We start from the raw sequence: 14,907 nt of genomic DNA on the forward strand, positions 1-14,907 counted from the left end.
CAGGGTTTTTAGTTTTATGATAATCTATGAATTTTATTTATAAGGGAACTTTTGCGGAATAGGCCCAAAAGCAATCCAATGGTATTTGAAAAATCTGCCCATTAACAGCACAATCATCCATGTAATAAATAGAGCAAAGATAAAGCCGCCAGCACTCCATAGGTGATAGAGGACACTATTGCCGCCAGTACTAATTTGTCTGTAAAGGAAAAGGAAAAATGGATGCAATAGATAGACGCCAAATGATACTACTCCTAAGTTTATGAAACCGTTGACCCATGCATGGTTCCATTTATTATAGATCCAATAAGAAAGCTGTAATAAGACGATACAGGCTGTTAAAGATTGGAGCTGAAAAACTAGTTCAAATATGGTGCTGTTCACTAAATAGGTTTGTGACGAAAAAACATAGTAATATAAATAAACATTATAGATAGTAGATAATAGCCCTACACACCATATAAAAAGGAGGGGGATAGGAAAATTTCCTTTTTTTAATTGAAGCCATCCTTTATATTTTTCAAAATAAATACCTAAAAATGCACCAGCTAAAAAATAGCAAATATAAGAGAAAGAAATACTCCCTCTATAGGGATACTGCCAAAACTCTGCATTTAATAGAATAAAGGCCCATTGAAGAACGAAGCCAATCCAAATTAGATGAGGAGATAGGGCTGGCTTTTTCTTTAAAACATATAAGAATAAAGGGAATATAAGATAGAACTGTACAATGATAAAAATATAATATAAATGAGTGTACGCTTTTCCTATTAATAGTTTTTTGAGAAATTCAACACTAAATAAAGCATGCCATGTGGATACTAAATCATGTGTCACATAAAATTGCATGGCTGTATAATAAAAAATAGAAAAAAAGAAATAAGGGATGAGAATTTGTGTCACTCTTTTTTTATAGAAACGAATGATAAGCTCTTTCGTTAGTTCTTTTTGTATATAGTTGTAAAATAAAACGAATCCGCTTAAGAAAATAAAAACAGGAACAGCGAATTTGGGAAAAATATTGAGAAATACATATAGTGGATAAAATTTTGATTCATTAGATAATGCTGTAACTGGTGTACTAGTAGAATGGATGAGGAGTACAGCAAGAATGGCTAATGCACGTGTAATATTTAATTCATTGATATGTGCTCGCTTCATATGATCATCTCCAAAAGTTGATTATAGTTTTCAGTTCCCAAAATGCTGCCTACATACTCTATGGGTATGCTTGTTAATGTTAAATTAGACAAACATTATCGTCTGAATTTGTTTAAAGTGAGCAAGTGGGTCGTTCATGAATTACTATAAATGGCCATTATGTCAGGGAGATGTCAGCCAAAAAAAAGCTACCACGCTTTATATGCGTAGTAGCCTTTGTATCATTGATGATGACTATCAATATTTTCTGGGAAATAAAAAGGGGAATGAGATAGTATATCAAACCTTTTTAAATTTAAATCGAATAGCTTATAAAGTAACAAGAATTCTTCCTCTTGCTTGGCCTCTCAGTAAAAGAGGTAAAACATTTGGAAGTTGCGGTAGTGTGACCTCTTGCTGAATGAAATTGCCAAGGTTTGCTGGTTTAAAATCTGTCGCAAGGCGCTGCCAGATGTTTAAGCGAATATCCATTGGACAATAAACAGAATCAATTCCAAGTAAATTTACCCCTCTTAAAATGAAGGGGAAGACACTTGTAGGAAGCTGTGTGCCTGCAGTTAAACCACTAATCGCAACAGCACCTCCGTATTGAATTTGACTTAATAAAGAGGCGAGTGGCTCTCCGCCAACAGAATCAACAGCAGCCGCCCATTTTTGTTTACCTAATGCTCTAATCTTCCCATCATAAACTTCTTCCCGAGTAACGATTGAAGTAGCCCCAAGATTATTTAAAAAGTCCTGTTCAGCTTTTTTTCCTGTGCTTGCTTCTACTTGATAACCAAGTGTTGAAAGAATAGAGACCGCAAAACTACCGACACCACCTGTTGCGCCAGTAACAAGAATTTTTCCTTTTTCAGGGTTAATGCCATTGTCCTCTAATTTTTTGATAGACAATGCAGCCGTAAATCCTGCAGTACCAATTACCATTGCTTCCTTGAGTGAAAGCCCTTTTGGAAGTGGCACAATCCATTTAGCAGGGATACGAGCATATTCACTAAAACCACCAAAATGGGAGACCCCTATTTCATAGCTAGTCGCAATGACCTCATCACCTTCGTTAAAGCGAGGGTCTTCAGAGGAAACAACGACTCCAGCTAAATCAATACCAGGAACAAAAGGATAGGAAGTAACGATTTTACCATCAGGAATAGAAGCAAGACTATCTTTATAATTAATGCTTGAATAATGAATCTTAATTAATACCTCACCTTGTGGTAGGTCTGCTAATGTCAATTCGTTTACTTTAACTGTAAATTCTTCCTCTTGATTGACAACTAATGCTTTAAAACTTCCTATTGTCATAGTAAACATCCCCTTATCATTTAATTCCAATAAACAGTAACAAAATTATTCTGACCGGTCAATATAAAATTGGAGTTTACCTATTCTTCCTGTATAATAGCTTTAACTTGATTCAGTATATGTTTTTGTATTGTTATGTACAGAAATCCCTCTCATTTATAATGGGAGATAGCCGTTGAATCCTCATAAAGCCGCCAGCGGATGTCACAGTTTTTTGAAATGAGCTTTCGAGCAAAATCAAAAAAATCTGGATGCATTGTTTCTTCGCGTACAAGCGAAGCGTCAGCGGCAATTACACTGAGGCGTAATTGATTAAATCACCGGAGGCATCTATGAAAAAGAAAGAGGAAGAACGTAAAAAACAAATTATGAAAGCAGCCTTTAATGCTGTTTCAAAGTTAGGTTATGATAAAGTTACACTACAAGACATAGCCGATCATGCCAATGTTTCAAAAGGGGTAGTTCACTACTACTTTACAAGTAAACAAAATATATTATTGGCATTACTGGAATCCACTACGAGCAAAATCTATAGTGTTGAAATACAAGAAATAGGCAAATATCAAACAGCTATAGAAAAGCTTCAAGCCTACTTAAACGCTGTTTTTGTGTCACCCCAAGATAATAAAAAGTTTTACAGAGTCTATTTAGATTTTTTAGCCAAGGCAAACGGCAATGAGGATTATAAAAGAATCAACTTAAAATTTTATGAGAATTGCTGGGGAATTGGTCAAGAAATTATTGAATTAGGAAAAAGGGAAGGTGTGTTTAGCCCAAACATTGATTCCTTAGCCTCTGCAAAAATGATGAGAGCAATGATTGATGGTTCGTTAATACAATGGTTAACTTGTGATTTAGAAGAACAGCATAAATTTTATAAAGAAACCTGTTTGAATAGTATTGTGAAATTATTAAAATAGGGATAATAAAGCCTAATTACTATTGTAGTAAGGCTTTTTTTATGTAGAAAAAAAGGGGTTAATTTGAATAAATTAGAAATTATTTATCAATATATTATCTTTTTTGCTAAAATCACCATCTTAATTTTCAAAAAAAACAACGGAAATAGAATATTTTTAATATTCATTTTGGTAATTTATGTAAAACGATAGCTTAAAATAGGAAAAAATTGTTTTAATATTCACTGAAATAGCGTTTATGCAATCGTTTATACAAGCAAATATCTATGTTTTCAATAATTTAAACTGTATAAAAATTTAAAATAATGTCGAGTTGAGTCAGTATATCATTTTCTTTATACTGTGAAAGTAATTATTGGAGAGGAGAAATGATCATGAATAAAGAAGTGACAATTATTGGGGTACCCATGGATTTAGGCCAAACTAGAAGAGGGGTAGACATGGGACCAAGTGCTATTAGATATGCAGGGGTAACGGAACGACTTGAGGGCCTTGGTTATTCCATACATGACGAAGGGGATTTAACCATTGACATCGAACAGGAAGATAAAGAAATAGAAGGAAAGACAAACTTAAAAAATTTAAAAACGGTCACAGAAAGTAATGAAAAACTAGGTCAGAAAGTAGATCATGAAATTTCTTTAAAACGTTTTCCTTTAGTTTTAGGTGGAGATCATAGTATTGCGATTGGCACATTAGCAGGTGTCTCAAAGAATTATGAGAATTTAGGTGTCATTTGGTATGATGCACACGGTGATCTAAACACAGGTGAGACATCTCCTTCAGGAAATATTCACGGTATGTCTTTAGCTGTAAGTTTAGGTCTTGGCCATCCTGCACTAACGAATATCGGAGGTTATGCGCCAAAAGTTAAGCCTGAAAATGTTGTGATTATTGGTGCTCGTGATTTAGATCCAGGTGAGAAAAAGCTTATTAAAGAAATTGGTATTAAAGTGTATACGATGCATGAAATCGATCGTTTAGGGATGACAACTGTAATGTCACAAACAATTGATTATTTAAAGGAGCGTACAGACGGTGTTCATTTATCTTTGGATTTAGATGGACTTGATCCAAACGATGCGCCAGGTGTAGGAACCCCAGTTGCAGGTGGTATTAGTTACCGTGAGAGCCATTTAGCGATGGAAATGCTGTCAGAAGCAAATATCATTACTTCTGCAGAGTTTGTTGAGACAAATCCAGTATTAGATCAATATAATAAAACGGCAATTGCTGCTGTAGCTTTAATCAGCTCTCTATTTGGTGATACATTACTGTAAACAAAGGATAGTGACATCATTTCTCTCGTAAAGGAAGAACTTTTCTTAGGCTATAAGGTCGCCACAACCAAATATAAGAAATTAGCTCTCCCTAAATAAAGTTTACTATAGAAAAAGCAAATGCTCTAGCACATCAATAGCCTTTATTTTGTCAGAAAATTGACAGTTTATAAAATATATTAACTTGAACATCTATCAATTATTTAAATTTCAAATAGTTATCTGTCGTGCACGAAAAAAAGAAAGTGCTTACAAGATAATTAGTGTAAGGAGTTTTTTATGGCAGCAGAACAATATGAATTGAAAAGAAGTATGAAAGCTAGACACTTATTTATGATTTCTCTCGGAGGATGTATTGGAACTGGTTTTTTTCTTGGCTCAGGGTACACCATTAATCAAGCGGGGCCAACCGGTGCCATTCTAGCTTATTTAGTAGGCGGAGCAGTAATGTATTTAACAATGCTATGCTTGGGTGAATTATCTGTTGCTATGCCAGTATCTGGTTCATTCCAAACATATACGACGAAGTTTATCGGTCCTGCCACTGGTTTTGCTGTTGGCTGGCTGTACTGGCTAGGCTGGGCAGTAACTGTTGCACTCGAATTTTTAGGTGCTGGACAACTTATGCAAAGGTGGTTTCCTGATTCTCCAGTATGGATGTGGTGCCTAATATTTGCTGCACTGCTCTTTGTCTTGAATGGTTTATCTGCAAAAGCCTTTGGCGAAGCAGAATTTGTCTTCTCAAGCATTAAAATTTTGGCCATCCTGATGTTCCTTGCGGTTGGGGGAGCAGCTATGTTTGGGCTGATCGATATGAAAAATGGAACAGATGCCCCATTTCTTACTCATTTTTATGAGGGTGGTCTTTTTCCAAATGGTTTAACAGCACTGCTCATTACCATGATTACCGTGAATTTTTCATTTCAAGGTACAGAATTAATCGGTATTGCTGCTGGAGAGAGTGAAAATCCCGAAAAAACAATCCCTAAATCTATTAAACAAACTGTGTGGCGTACGCTGTTCTTCTTTGTGTTATCTGTCTTTGTATTGGCAGCTATGATTCCTATGGATAAAGCGGGTGTTGTTGAAAGTCCATTTGTTGTTGTATTAGATAGTATAGGGATTCCGTATGCAGCGGATATTATGAATTTTGTTATTCTAACAGCTTTATTATCGGTCGCTAACTCGGGTTTATATGCTGCAACACGTATGCTGTTTTCTCTTTCCGTTGAAAAGATGGCAAGTCCATTGTTAGGGAAGGTGAATAGAAGAGGAATTCCAATGAATGCATTATTGATTACCCTTGCTGTTGCTGGTTTGTCATTATTGTCAAGCGTATTTGCCGCTAATACCGTATTTGTGTGGCTTTTATCCCTAGCAGGTTTAGGTGCACAAATTGGGTGGATTGCAATTACTGCTTCTCAAATTGCATTTAGACGCTCCTATTTACGCCAAGGAGGAAAAGTGGAGGATTTAAAATTCAAAGCACCATTCTATCCGGTTATTCCTATTTTAGGATTATTGGCAAACTGCATCGTTATGGCAAGCTTGGCTTTTGATCCCGCTCAACGATTAGCCCTTTACTGTGGTGGAGCTTTCTTCATTGGCTGTTATATTGTTTATTATTTAAAAGTGAAAAAAGTTACAAATTTAGTAATAAAACAACAAGAAGTCCAGTTAAAATTAGATCAAAAAATGTATCTTTAAGTAATAAGAGTAGCTGTATTATGTGGCTACTCTTTTCTTTATTAATAAAGAACAACAAAGACGAAACTACCAAAGAATAGTTCCAAAATAAAACGAAAAAAATTATCGTTTTTCGATAAAAAAATATTGAAATAGGATAATTTATCGTTTATTCTTCATACAAGAATAAATTTAGTTTTGAGCTAATCTGAGGTGGATTCATGTTAAAAAATTTTGTTAAAGATTTAGGAATCTTTACGTATCAACAATCGTTATCCTGTATTTTTCCTGTTGTAATATTTATTACACTTGCATTTTCTAGAGCTGTTCCAATACCAGGTGTAGCAAGATATGATTTCATTCTAGTCATCTGTCTATTGACGCAATACTTGATGTATAGATTTGGATTAGAAACAAAGGATGAAATAAAAGTCATCTGTCTGTTTCATATTATTGGACTTGTGCTAGAACTGTATAAAGTGAATTTTAATTCTTGGTCTTATCCTGAAGAGGCATGGTCAAAAGTAGGAGGTGTGCCATTATATAGTGGATTTATGTATGCTAGTGTGGCGAGTTATATTTGCCAAGCCTGGCGTAGATTCGATTTGAAAATCGTGAGTTGGCCAAAAAGTTATGTAGCCATTCCACTAGGAGCCATGATTTACTTCAATTTCTTCACCCATCATTTTATTTATGATTTTAGATGGCTGTTAATGGCATTACTTTTTGTGGTGTTTTATCGAACAATGGTCAAATTTAAGGTGCGAAATAAAATCTATCAAATGCCCATCGTTGCGTCTTTCTTTTTAATTGGCTTTTTCATTTGGATTGCTGAAAATATCGCTACTTTCTTTGGGGCATGGTCATATCCTAATCAAGAGGTAGCATGGTCGATTGTGCATTTTGGCAAAATAAGCTCTTGGTTTTTACTTGTAGTCATTAGCATTCTGATTGTTGCACAGCTTAAATTATTTTATCGAGATGCAGGTGAATAAAGATAGTGCATAACTAACTTTCATTTCAATATTTGAAAGTTGTACCCATCCCTTTTCATAAAACTGTCCCTTTTTTAGAGGGCAATCCTGCTGTAGACTCCTCTTTAGTAGAGGATAGGGGGATAAAAAGATGAAAACAGACATTCGAATGCTGCAAAGAGCTTGTACAGATGAAAAACAAATTCAACCATTTTTAAAAGACGCACAAACCGCTTTTCTTGGTTTAGTGGATCAACATACACCATATGTTCTGCCACTAAATTATGTCTTCAAAGATGGGAGTTTTTATTTCCACGGTGCCAATGAAGGCAGGAAAATAGACATCCTAACAGCCAACCCAAATGCATGTATTTCTATATGCGAGAATTATGGAACAATGGTAGATCCCATTCCTGCTAACACGGATACAGCTTATATGAGTGTCATCGCAAATGGTTTGGTGGAAATTGTCACAGATTTAGATGAGGCTACTGTGGCAATGCAGGCAATGCTTGATAAATATGTCCCAGGTTATTATCACGCCCCTTTGTCGAAAACACATATCGAAAAGTATCAATCATCACTCGGGAGTAAGACGCTTGTTCTGAAAGTAAGGCCAACCAATTTAACCGTAAAAGAGCATAAATTAAATGAACAAATGCACTATTATTCAGGCAGAGTGGTAACACAGGATTTGAATCGGAAATCTACTACTGTGGCGACCAATTGAACAAATTAAATATCGAATAACGATAAGGCTTGGGATTCAATATGGAAAGTAGAGTTGGAAAGAGGTTTTTTCCATCTCTACTTTATTATTGCGCTTTAAATAACCTATTCTTATTAATAGATATAGCTATTCGTAAGTGCTATAATGCCTGTGAAAAATCATTGGAAATTGTGTAAGTAGAAGGAGAGGACAATTCATTTGAATATTTTAGTTGTTGACGATGAAAAAGAAATTGCAGATTTAATTGAGTTATATTTAAAAAATGAAAACTACCATGTATTTAAGTACTATACAGCTCAAGAGGCTCTGGCGTGTATTATGCGGGAAAATGTGGATTTAGCTGTTCTCGATATTATGATGCCAGAGATAGATGGCTTTACCATTTTACAAAAAATCCGAGAAACATTTAATTTTCCAGTGATTATGCTTACGGCAAAGGAAGAAGAGATTGATAAAATAAATGGATTTTCTTTAGGAGCAGATGATTATATAACAAAGCCATTTCGTCCATTGGAATTGGTTGCTCGTGTCAAGGCACAAATAAGAAGATTTACATTGTACAACCAAGGTTCGAAGCAAACAGAAGATATCATTGATTTCGCTGGTTTGATGATCAATCAGAACACACGGCAGGTCTTTTTAAATGAAAGACAGGTATCCCTAACCCCTACGGAATTCGCAATTCTATGGTATTTGTGTACAAATCGAGGGAAGGTCATTAGTTCAGAGCAATTATTTCAAGAAATTTGGGGGGACAAGTATTTTAACAGCAATAATACCGTAATGGTTCATATACGACATTTAAGGGAAAAAATGAAAGATTCTGCGGAAAACCCAAAATTTATTAAAACTGTTTGGGGAGTGGGGTATACCATTGAAAAATGAGTTTGGCGGATTGAAGAGGAAGATGATTTTACAAATCGTTTTTATTCTTATTATAGCAATCATAATAGGTTTTATAATCAACTTTGCATTCATTGATGGTGTTTTACAAGCTCCCTTTGCAGATGCTTTTATAGCCTTTTGCGAAAATGTCTTGCAGCTCGATTACTTTGCTGCACAAAATGCCTACAATGTGTTATTTCAACAAAATAAACCTCTTTGGCTTACTATAGGATTTATCCTATTATTGTTGATCATTTTTTATATTGCCCTCTCTCGTTTTACTCGTTATTTTCATCAAATTAGTAACAGTATCATTATGCTTGCAGATGAGTCAGAGAAGGAAATTCATCTTCCGACAGAGCTCGATTTTTTAGAGAAGAAATTAAATGATGTGAAATATAAATTAGAAAAGCGTGCGAGGGATGCACAAGAAGCAGAACAACGTAAAAATGATCTGGTTGTTTATTTAGCCCATGATATAAAAACACCCTTAACATCTATCATTGGTTACTTAAGCCTTTTAGATGAGGCAAGGGATATGCCTGTTGAGCAAAAAGAAAAATATGTAACGATTACATTAGAGAAATCCTATAGACTAGAACAATTAATCAATGAGTTTTTTGAAATCACAAGATTTAATTTACAATCCATCGTTTTAGAGAAAGACCTTATTCCTCTTAACTATATGTTAATGCAAGTAGCCGATGAGTTTTACCCATTGTTAGCACCAAAGGGTCAAAAAGCCATCGTCAATATAGATGGAGAGATGACTATCTATGCAGACAGAAATAAATTAGCAAGGGTATTTAATAATATTTTAAAAAATGCAATTGCCTATAGTGAACCCAATAGTACAATCGAAATTAGTGCACAAAATGAAAACAATCAAACGTTTATTTCATTTAAGAATACAGGGAAGACCATACCGCCTGAAAAATTAAAGATGATATTCGAAAAGTTTTACCGTTTAGATAGTGCAAGGTCTACACAAACGGGTGGTGCTGGACTTGGTTTAGCCATTTCAAATGAAATTGTGCAAGCCCATGGAGGGACAATTACAGCTACTTCTCATCACAATCAAACCGTGTTCATAGTTATGATTCCAGCCAATTCTTAAGAAACCTTAAGAATTCACTAATAGTTAATTAAAAATAAGCTCCTTTTTTTATGGTTCAATAAAAGCATAAAGAGAAGGAGTTGTTTTTATGTTCACAAGAAAAGGTATTGTAAGTATATTGTTCCTGTTCATGATCGTATTTGTTTATTTGATATTGAAAGAAACACCTGTAACATTACGTCAGGAGATGGTTGATTCACCAAAAGTAATATCGACGATGAGTAGCGATATGCTCAATATCGATTTATATAGTTCTAATGCCATTTTAGTGAATTTAGATGAAAATCAAGTACTATTAGATAAAAATAGTGAGGAAGTCATTTATCCTGCATCTTTGACGAAAATGATGACTGTTTTAGTCGCGATTGAGCAAATTCCAAGCTTACAAGATGAAATCGTTTTACCTAAAAACATCTTTAATGATTTATACGAGGAAAATGCTTCAGTGGCAGGTTTTCTTCCGAATGAGAGGTTGACGATAGAGGATTTATTGTATGGTTCCATGCTGCCATCAGGTGCAGAGGCATCCATTGGTTTAGCTGAATATGCTGCTGGTTCAGAACGGAAATTTGTAAAGCTTATGAATGATAAGGCGCAGCAACTGGGAATGAAAAATACTCATTTTATGAATACAACAGGACTGCATCATCCAGATCATTATACAACTGTGAAAGATATGTCACTACTCTTACAATATGCCTTAACAAATGATGAGTTTCGAAATGTTTATACAGCAGAAAGATATTCTATTAAGTCAACGAACCTTCATCCGGAGGGTATTACATTTACTAATCGAATGTTTCAGCATATGACATCAAGTGTATTGCCAGGAGGGAAAATCCTAGGTGGCAAGACGGGTTATACAGAGGATGCAGGATTATGTTTAGCAAGTTTAGCAACTGTTAATGGACAAGAATATGTGTTAGTGACAGTAGGAGCTGAAGGAGGTCCTCGGACGGAGCAATATAACATTACGGATGCATTTTCTGTGTATAGTCAATTGTAAAACTGGTGACTATTTTCTATATGTTTTAATTTTCAATCTTTTTGAAGATGCTATATAGTGAATATATTCACCTTGAAGGAGAGGGTACTATGGGAAGATTAGTTCATTTTGAAATCCACGTAAATGATATGGAGCGGGCAAAGCATTTTTACGGGAAAGTATTTGGCTGGTCATTTCAAGACTGGAGTGACTATGCAGGCATGCCGTACTTTGGAGCAGTGACAGGTGAGGAAGATGAACTTGGTATTAATGGTGCGTTAATGCAACGACAAGGCCCACCACCAGAAGTCAATCAAGCGTTGAATGGCTTTGCTTGTACCATGGGTGTCGAAAGTTACGATGGAACAGAAGCCAAAATTCTTGAAAATGGTGGCAAAGTAGCTATATCGAAACATGCTTTACCTGGGATGGCATGGCAAGGCTATTATATCGATACAGAAGGCAATATTTTTGGCATTCACCAACCTGATAAAAATGCAAAGTAGCATTCGCTCCATAGTTGAGGGGTAATGCTCAAAAATGGGGAAGCCGCTTCAGTTGGAGGCTGCGCTGAGAAAGTGAGGGAGTTGCTTAGAAAAGATTGGTCTCGGCTCATTGGAAGAGAGAACTCCTTATAAACATGAAGAAACCACTCCAAAGCTAGAAGACTGCACCTGATCAAAAATGAACTTTTCTCACAACCATCTACAATAGTAAAGACCTATGTTCATTTTTTCTTGAACATAGGTTTTTTTGATCTCACTATAGAATGGTGATATTTGTAAATATATGATGTTTTGTTTTGTAAAATTTGGTATGGTTAAATTATGGAAATATTAAATATCTACATATGATCAAGGAGTATTTGTGATGAAAAAGAGAAAGTGTTTATTTAGTTTAATCGCATCCATAGGGTTATTAGCATCTTGTAGTAGTGGTGAGGTTGAGCCTGATACGACGAATGAAAAAATGTATATTTCATCTATTCAAAAAAAGGAAGCCTATGAAATTCAACAGCCTGCAAAAAGTAATATTGCGCGAGGCTTAATGGTTAACAATATGAATAATGCGTTAAATATAAATGAAATAGAGAGGGGACTCATGGATTTATCTGTGAATCATTTTGCAACTGAAAAGTATTATTTGCAGGAAGGTCAATATTTGGATGAGCAAATGATTAAGCAATGGTTAGGGAGAAAAACAGAGGAAGGTATTGGCTTGAATCCAGCCATTGAAACTAGAACTGGTGATGTTTTAGAGGATGAGAAAAAGTATCCGCTAATTCTCTCTCATGTAGTAGAACATAATTTTATTCATAAGGAAAGTAACAAGCTAGAGGGAATGTCGATTGCGATATCGTTAAATGAATTTTATGATATACGTGTATCGGATGACAAAGGGTTAATTTACACAGGACAAGTGAAAGTAGATCAAAATGATGATGATAGCAATGATGTGAAAAATTACGGCAAAAAAATAGCTGGCAAGATCATTCAGGATATAAGAAACAATAAAAAGATACCGGAAGTCCCTATTTATTTAACTTTATATCAGGAATCCAATATAAATGATATTATTCCTGGCTTATTTTTAGCTGAAACCTTTATTGCAAAAGGAGAAAATACTATAGCAAAGTGGTCTGAGATTGATAAAAAGTATTACTCATTTCCATCAGAGGCATTATATAGCTTAGATCAAAATATGTATAATAAATTATTAATTTTTAAAGAAGATATTCAAGCAGGGTTTAAGCATTTAAACCCTAAAATTATAGGGAGACTTCGCTATGAAGAGGGCAAATTAACAGATATTAAAATGGAAGTACACGCGCCGCTAATCAATGATGCAGAATTAGTAGGCTTGTTACAACTGATTAGTACAAAATTAAATACGATTTTATTTGAGTATATCCCTATTACCGTTCGGATCATTGATCAGAAGAAGGATGTGGGAATTGTTCTATGGGAACCGACAGAAAAACAAATTTTCGCAAATCCTATCTAACTATCATGTAAAAAGTCGTCGCAACTCAAATGAGAGACTCATGATTTTCCATGGGGCATAGTAAACGAAAAGTAATAAATAGCAATCAAAATAACAGGTCCTTATTCATTAGGTACCTGTCTTTTTTTGTATGTAAAGGATTTGGTTGCAATATTTAAAAAGTAAGCCTATTATGAAAATGATAATCATTTTCAATTAAAGAGAGGAGAATATAACAATGAGAAGACATCTTATTATTGGCATGCATATAGCTGTACATGGTAATCATGGTAAGAAGGGTGCGTTACTTGATGAACATATTGCATTTGCACAGCGTGCTGAGGAAGCTAAATTAGATTTTTTATTTAAGGCTGATTATTTAGTAGCACATCCAGAATTAATGGCTAAAACAAAAGGAACGGTTGGCTTAGATCCTAGCTTTTTAATGGCAACGGTGGCACGAGAAACTAAGCAGATTGGTTTAGTGACTACCATCTCGACATCCTTTATACCACCATATTTGATTGCACGTCAATTGCAATCGTTGAATTGGATTAGTGAGGGACGAGTAGGCTGGAATATCGTCACTTCCATTGATGGGGCCAATAATTTCAGTAATGAACCTATGGCTTCATCAGAGGAGAGGTATGCTAAAGCCTCAGAATGTATAGAGGTCGTGAAACAGCTATGGCATAGTCATCCCTATGAAGTATTAGAAACAAATGGTGATTTAGAGAAAATAAATGAGCTTGTCAAGCCGATTGAGCATGAGGGTGAGTTTTTCCATATTAATGGCCCTTTAAATCTACCTATGCATCCAGCAGGAGATATACCATTCTTCCAAGCAGGTGCATCGGATGTAGGTCGTCAATTTGCGGCTACTGTTTCCAATGCGATTTTTGCAGCGACACCTGCTATGGAGGTGGGTGTTGAAATGCGTAATGACTTGCGTAAACGCGCGGTTGAGGTTGGTCGTTCAGCCGATGATATTCGGTTATTACCAGGGCTCTATTTCTTTATAGGCGATACATATGAGGAAGCACTCGAAATGTACCGTCAAGCACATGCACATTTAACACTTGAGCGTCGCTATAGTGCTCTAGAATCAGTGATAGGCATGGATATTCGTCATTTGGCACTGCAAGATCAGATAACGGCTGATATGCTGCCGCCAAAAGATCAAAAAGTACGTAGTAAAACACATGCCGATTTGGTGCGTCGTTATATTATCGACAATGAACCAACTGTTGAGGTATTGCTTGCACGTCCAGAAGTAATTGGCTCAGCTCACCTTGTGGCAATCGGCACGCCACAGGACATTGTCAATCAAATCATTACTTTTTATGAGGAGGGTGCATTGGATGGCTTTATTGCTGTACCAGGTGGACCTCCGAAATCTTTAGATTTATTCTTTAGTGATGTGATCCCTATGCTAGTAGAGCGGGGGCTATTCCGTGCTGAATATGAAGGGAGCACATTACGTTCCCATTTAGGTCTAGATGTACTATTACCCAATTAATAGATGAAAAAGGTGATGTCAACGGCAGAAACAGTCATTTTGAAAGGCGAGGGGTTGATTTCTGTTCCGCCAGCGTCCTTTCCAGGGGCGTCCGATAAGCCGCTGCTCCAATCCACCATGTGGTAAAAGGATAGACTCTTATTTTCAATGTGGAGAAGTGATGAGTGACAACACCAGTAGTGAATACCTTCACTTTATTTGAAAAACTTTGCTAACAAGAAATATTTTTATAGAGTGGAAGGCTACTTGACTCCCGTGGGATAGCAAGACAGGCGAGCCTCTAAACGGAGCGGCTCGGCGCTCGCCCACAGGAAAGCAAGTAGCCTGCAACGGAAATCCTTTTTCACCTTTCACAAAAATTCTAT

13 protein-coding genes are annotated in these 14,907 nt (G+C 35.7%); 11 read left to right on the forward strand and 2 right to left on the reverse strand.

Annotation, left to right across the window (positions count from 1 at the left end; genetic code table 11):
• Nucleotides 1-33 precede the first annotated feature (33 nt).
• Nucleotides 34-1,161: an acyltransferase gene (locus tag NST76_RS06840; protein WP_342544837.1), complete on the reverse strand. Its 1,128-nt coding sequence runs from the start codon at nucleotides 1,159-1,161 to the stop codon at nucleotides 34-36.
• Between the two features lie 309 nt (nucleotides 1,162-1,470).
• On the reverse strand, nucleotides 1,471-2,463 hold the full coding sequence (locus tag NST76_RS06845) for an acryloyl-CoA reductase (RefSeq protein ID WP_340812680.1): 993 nt from the start codon (nucleotides 2,461-2,463) through the stop codon (nucleotides 1,471-1,473).
• 332 nt (nucleotides 2,464-2,795) lie between these two features.
• On the opposite strand from NST76_RS06845, the gene NST76_RS06850 reads away from it, so the two are divergent.
• The 11 genes from NST76_RS06850 to NST76_RS06900 all read left to right on the forward strand — a co-directional run bounded on the left by NST76_RS06850 (nucleotide 2,796) and on the right by NST76_RS06900 (nucleotide 14,542).
• Nucleotides 2,796-3,383 (forward strand): TetR/AcrR family transcriptional regulator, encoded by a 588-nt coding sequence (locus NST76_RS06850; RefSeq protein WP_036127086.1) that lies wholly within the window; start codon nucleotides 2,796-2,798, stop codon nucleotides 3,381-3,383.
• A 374-nt stretch (nucleotides 3,384-3,757) separates the two neighbouring features.
• Entirely contained in the window at nucleotides 3,758-4,663 is a 906-nt protein-coding gene (rocF, locus tag NST76_RS06855) for an arginase (protein WP_271912690.1), read from the forward strand.
• 279 nt (nucleotides 4,664-4,942) lie between these two features.
• Nucleotides 4,943-6,370: an amino acid permease gene (locus tag NST76_RS06860; RefSeq protein ID WP_058843354.1), complete on the forward strand. Its 1,428-nt coding sequence runs from the start codon at nucleotides 4,943-4,945 to the stop codon at nucleotides 6,368-6,370.
• 200 nt (nucleotides 6,371-6,570) lie between these two features.
• Nucleotides 6,571-7,344 (forward strand): DUF817 domain-containing protein, encoded by a 774-nt coding sequence (locus NST76_RS06865; RefSeq protein WP_058843355.1) that lies wholly within the window; start codon nucleotides 6,571-6,573, stop codon nucleotides 7,342-7,344.
• A 130-nt stretch (nucleotides 7,345-7,474) separates the two neighbouring features.
• Nucleotides 7,475-8,053: a pyridoxamine 5'-phosphate oxidase family protein gene (locus tag NST76_RS06870; protein ID WP_058843356.1), complete on the forward strand. Its 579-nt coding sequence runs from the start codon at nucleotides 7,475-7,477 to the stop codon at nucleotides 8,051-8,053.
• A 192-nt stretch (nucleotides 8,054-8,245) separates the two neighbouring features.
• On the forward strand, nucleotides 8,246-8,938 hold the full coding sequence (gene vanR / locus NST76_RS06875) for a VanR-ABDEGLN family response regulator transcription factor (protein WP_197412989.1): 693 nt from the start codon (nucleotides 8,246-8,248) through the stop codon (nucleotides 8,936-8,938).
• Between the two features lie 22 nt (nucleotides 8,939-8,960).
• The gene (locus NST76_RS06880; RefSeq protein WP_197412990.1) at nucleotides 8,961-10,055 is read left to right on the forward strand and encodes a HAMP domain-containing sensor histidine kinase; all 1,095 of its coding nucleotides are present in this window, start codon (nucleotides 8,961-8,963) and stop codon (nucleotides 10,053-10,055) included.
• 88 nt (nucleotides 10,056-10,143) lie between these two features.
• On the forward strand, nucleotides 10,144-11,061 hold the full coding sequence (locus tag NST76_RS06885) for a serine hydrolase (protein WP_058843359.1): 918 nt from the start codon (nucleotides 10,144-10,146) through the stop codon (nucleotides 11,059-11,061).
• A gap of 89 nt (nucleotides 11,062-11,150) precedes the next feature.
• Nucleotides 11,151-11,546: a VOC family protein gene (locus tag NST76_RS06890; RefSeq protein ID WP_036127069.1), complete on the forward strand. Its 396-nt coding sequence runs from the start codon at nucleotides 11,151-11,153 to the stop codon at nucleotides 11,544-11,546.
• A gap of 364 nt (nucleotides 11,547-11,910) precedes the next feature.
• Nucleotides 11,911-13,044 (forward strand): CamS family sex pheromone protein, encoded by a 1,134-nt coding sequence (locus tag NST76_RS06895; RefSeq protein ID WP_342535437.1) that lies wholly within the window; start codon nucleotides 11,911-11,913, stop codon nucleotides 13,042-13,044.
• Between the two features lie 241 nt (nucleotides 13,045-13,285).
• Entirely contained in the window at nucleotides 13,286-14,542 is a 1,257-nt protein-coding gene (locus tag NST76_RS06900) for an NtaA/DmoA family FMN-dependent monooxygenase (RefSeq protein ID WP_231744974.1), read from the forward strand.
• Nucleotides 14,543-14,907 lie beyond the last annotated feature (365 nt).

This window comes from Lysinibacillus sp. FSL W7-1291 (assembly GCF_038593415.1).
GTDB classification, from domain to species: domain Bacteria; phylum Bacillota; class Bacilli; order Bacillales_A; family Planococcaceae; genus Lysinibacillus; species Lysinibacillus fusiformis_D.

Bases quoted from the DNA above. Each gene is read 5' to 3' on its own strand.
- NST76_RS06845 (WP_340812680.1), bottom strand. From the start codon at position 2,463: ATGACAATAGGAAGTTTTAAAGCATTAGTTGTCAATCAAGAGGAAGAA.
- NST76_RS06885 (WP_058843359.1), top strand. From the start codon at position 10,144: ATGTTCACAAGAAAAGGTATTGTAAGTATATTGTTCCTGTTCATGATC.
- NST76_RS06900 (WP_231744974.1), top strand. From the start codon at position 13,286: ATGCATATAGCTGTACATGGTAATCATGGTAAGAAGGGTGCGTTACTT.
- NST76_RS06880 (WP_197412990.1), top strand. From the start codon at position 8,961: ATGATTTTACAAATCGTTTTTATTCTTATTATAGCAATCATAATAGGT.
- NST76_RS06850 (WP_036127086.1), top strand. From the start codon at position 2,796: ATGAAAAAGAAAGAGGAAGAACGTAAAAAACAAATTATGAAAGCAGCC.
- NST76_RS06865 (WP_058843355.1), top strand. From the start codon at position 6,571: ATGTTAAAAAATTTTGTTAAAGATTTAGGAATCTTTACGTATCAACAA.
- NST76_RS06890 (WP_036127069.1), top strand. From the start codon at position 11,151: ATGGGAAGATTAGTTCATTTTGAAATCCACGTAAATGATATGGAGCGG.
- rocF (WP_271912690.1), top strand. From the start codon at position 3,758: ATGAATAAAGAAGTGACAATTATTGGGGTACCCATGGATTTAGGCCAA.
- NST76_RS06840 (WP_342544837.1), bottom strand. From the start codon at position 1,161: ATGAAGCGAGCACATATCAATGAATTAAATATTACACGTGCATTAGCC.
- NST76_RS06860 (WP_058843354.1), top strand. From the start codon at position 4,943: ATGGCAGCAGAACAATATGAATTGAAAAGAAGTATGAAAGCTAGACAC.
- NST76_RS06895 (WP_342535437.1), top strand. From the start codon at position 11,911: ATGAAAAAGAGAAAGTGTTTATTTAGTTTAATCGCATCCATAGGGTTA.
- NST76_RS06870 (WP_058843356.1), top strand. From the start codon at position 7,475: ATGAAAACAGACATTCGAATGCTGCAAAGAGCTTGTACAGATGAAAAA.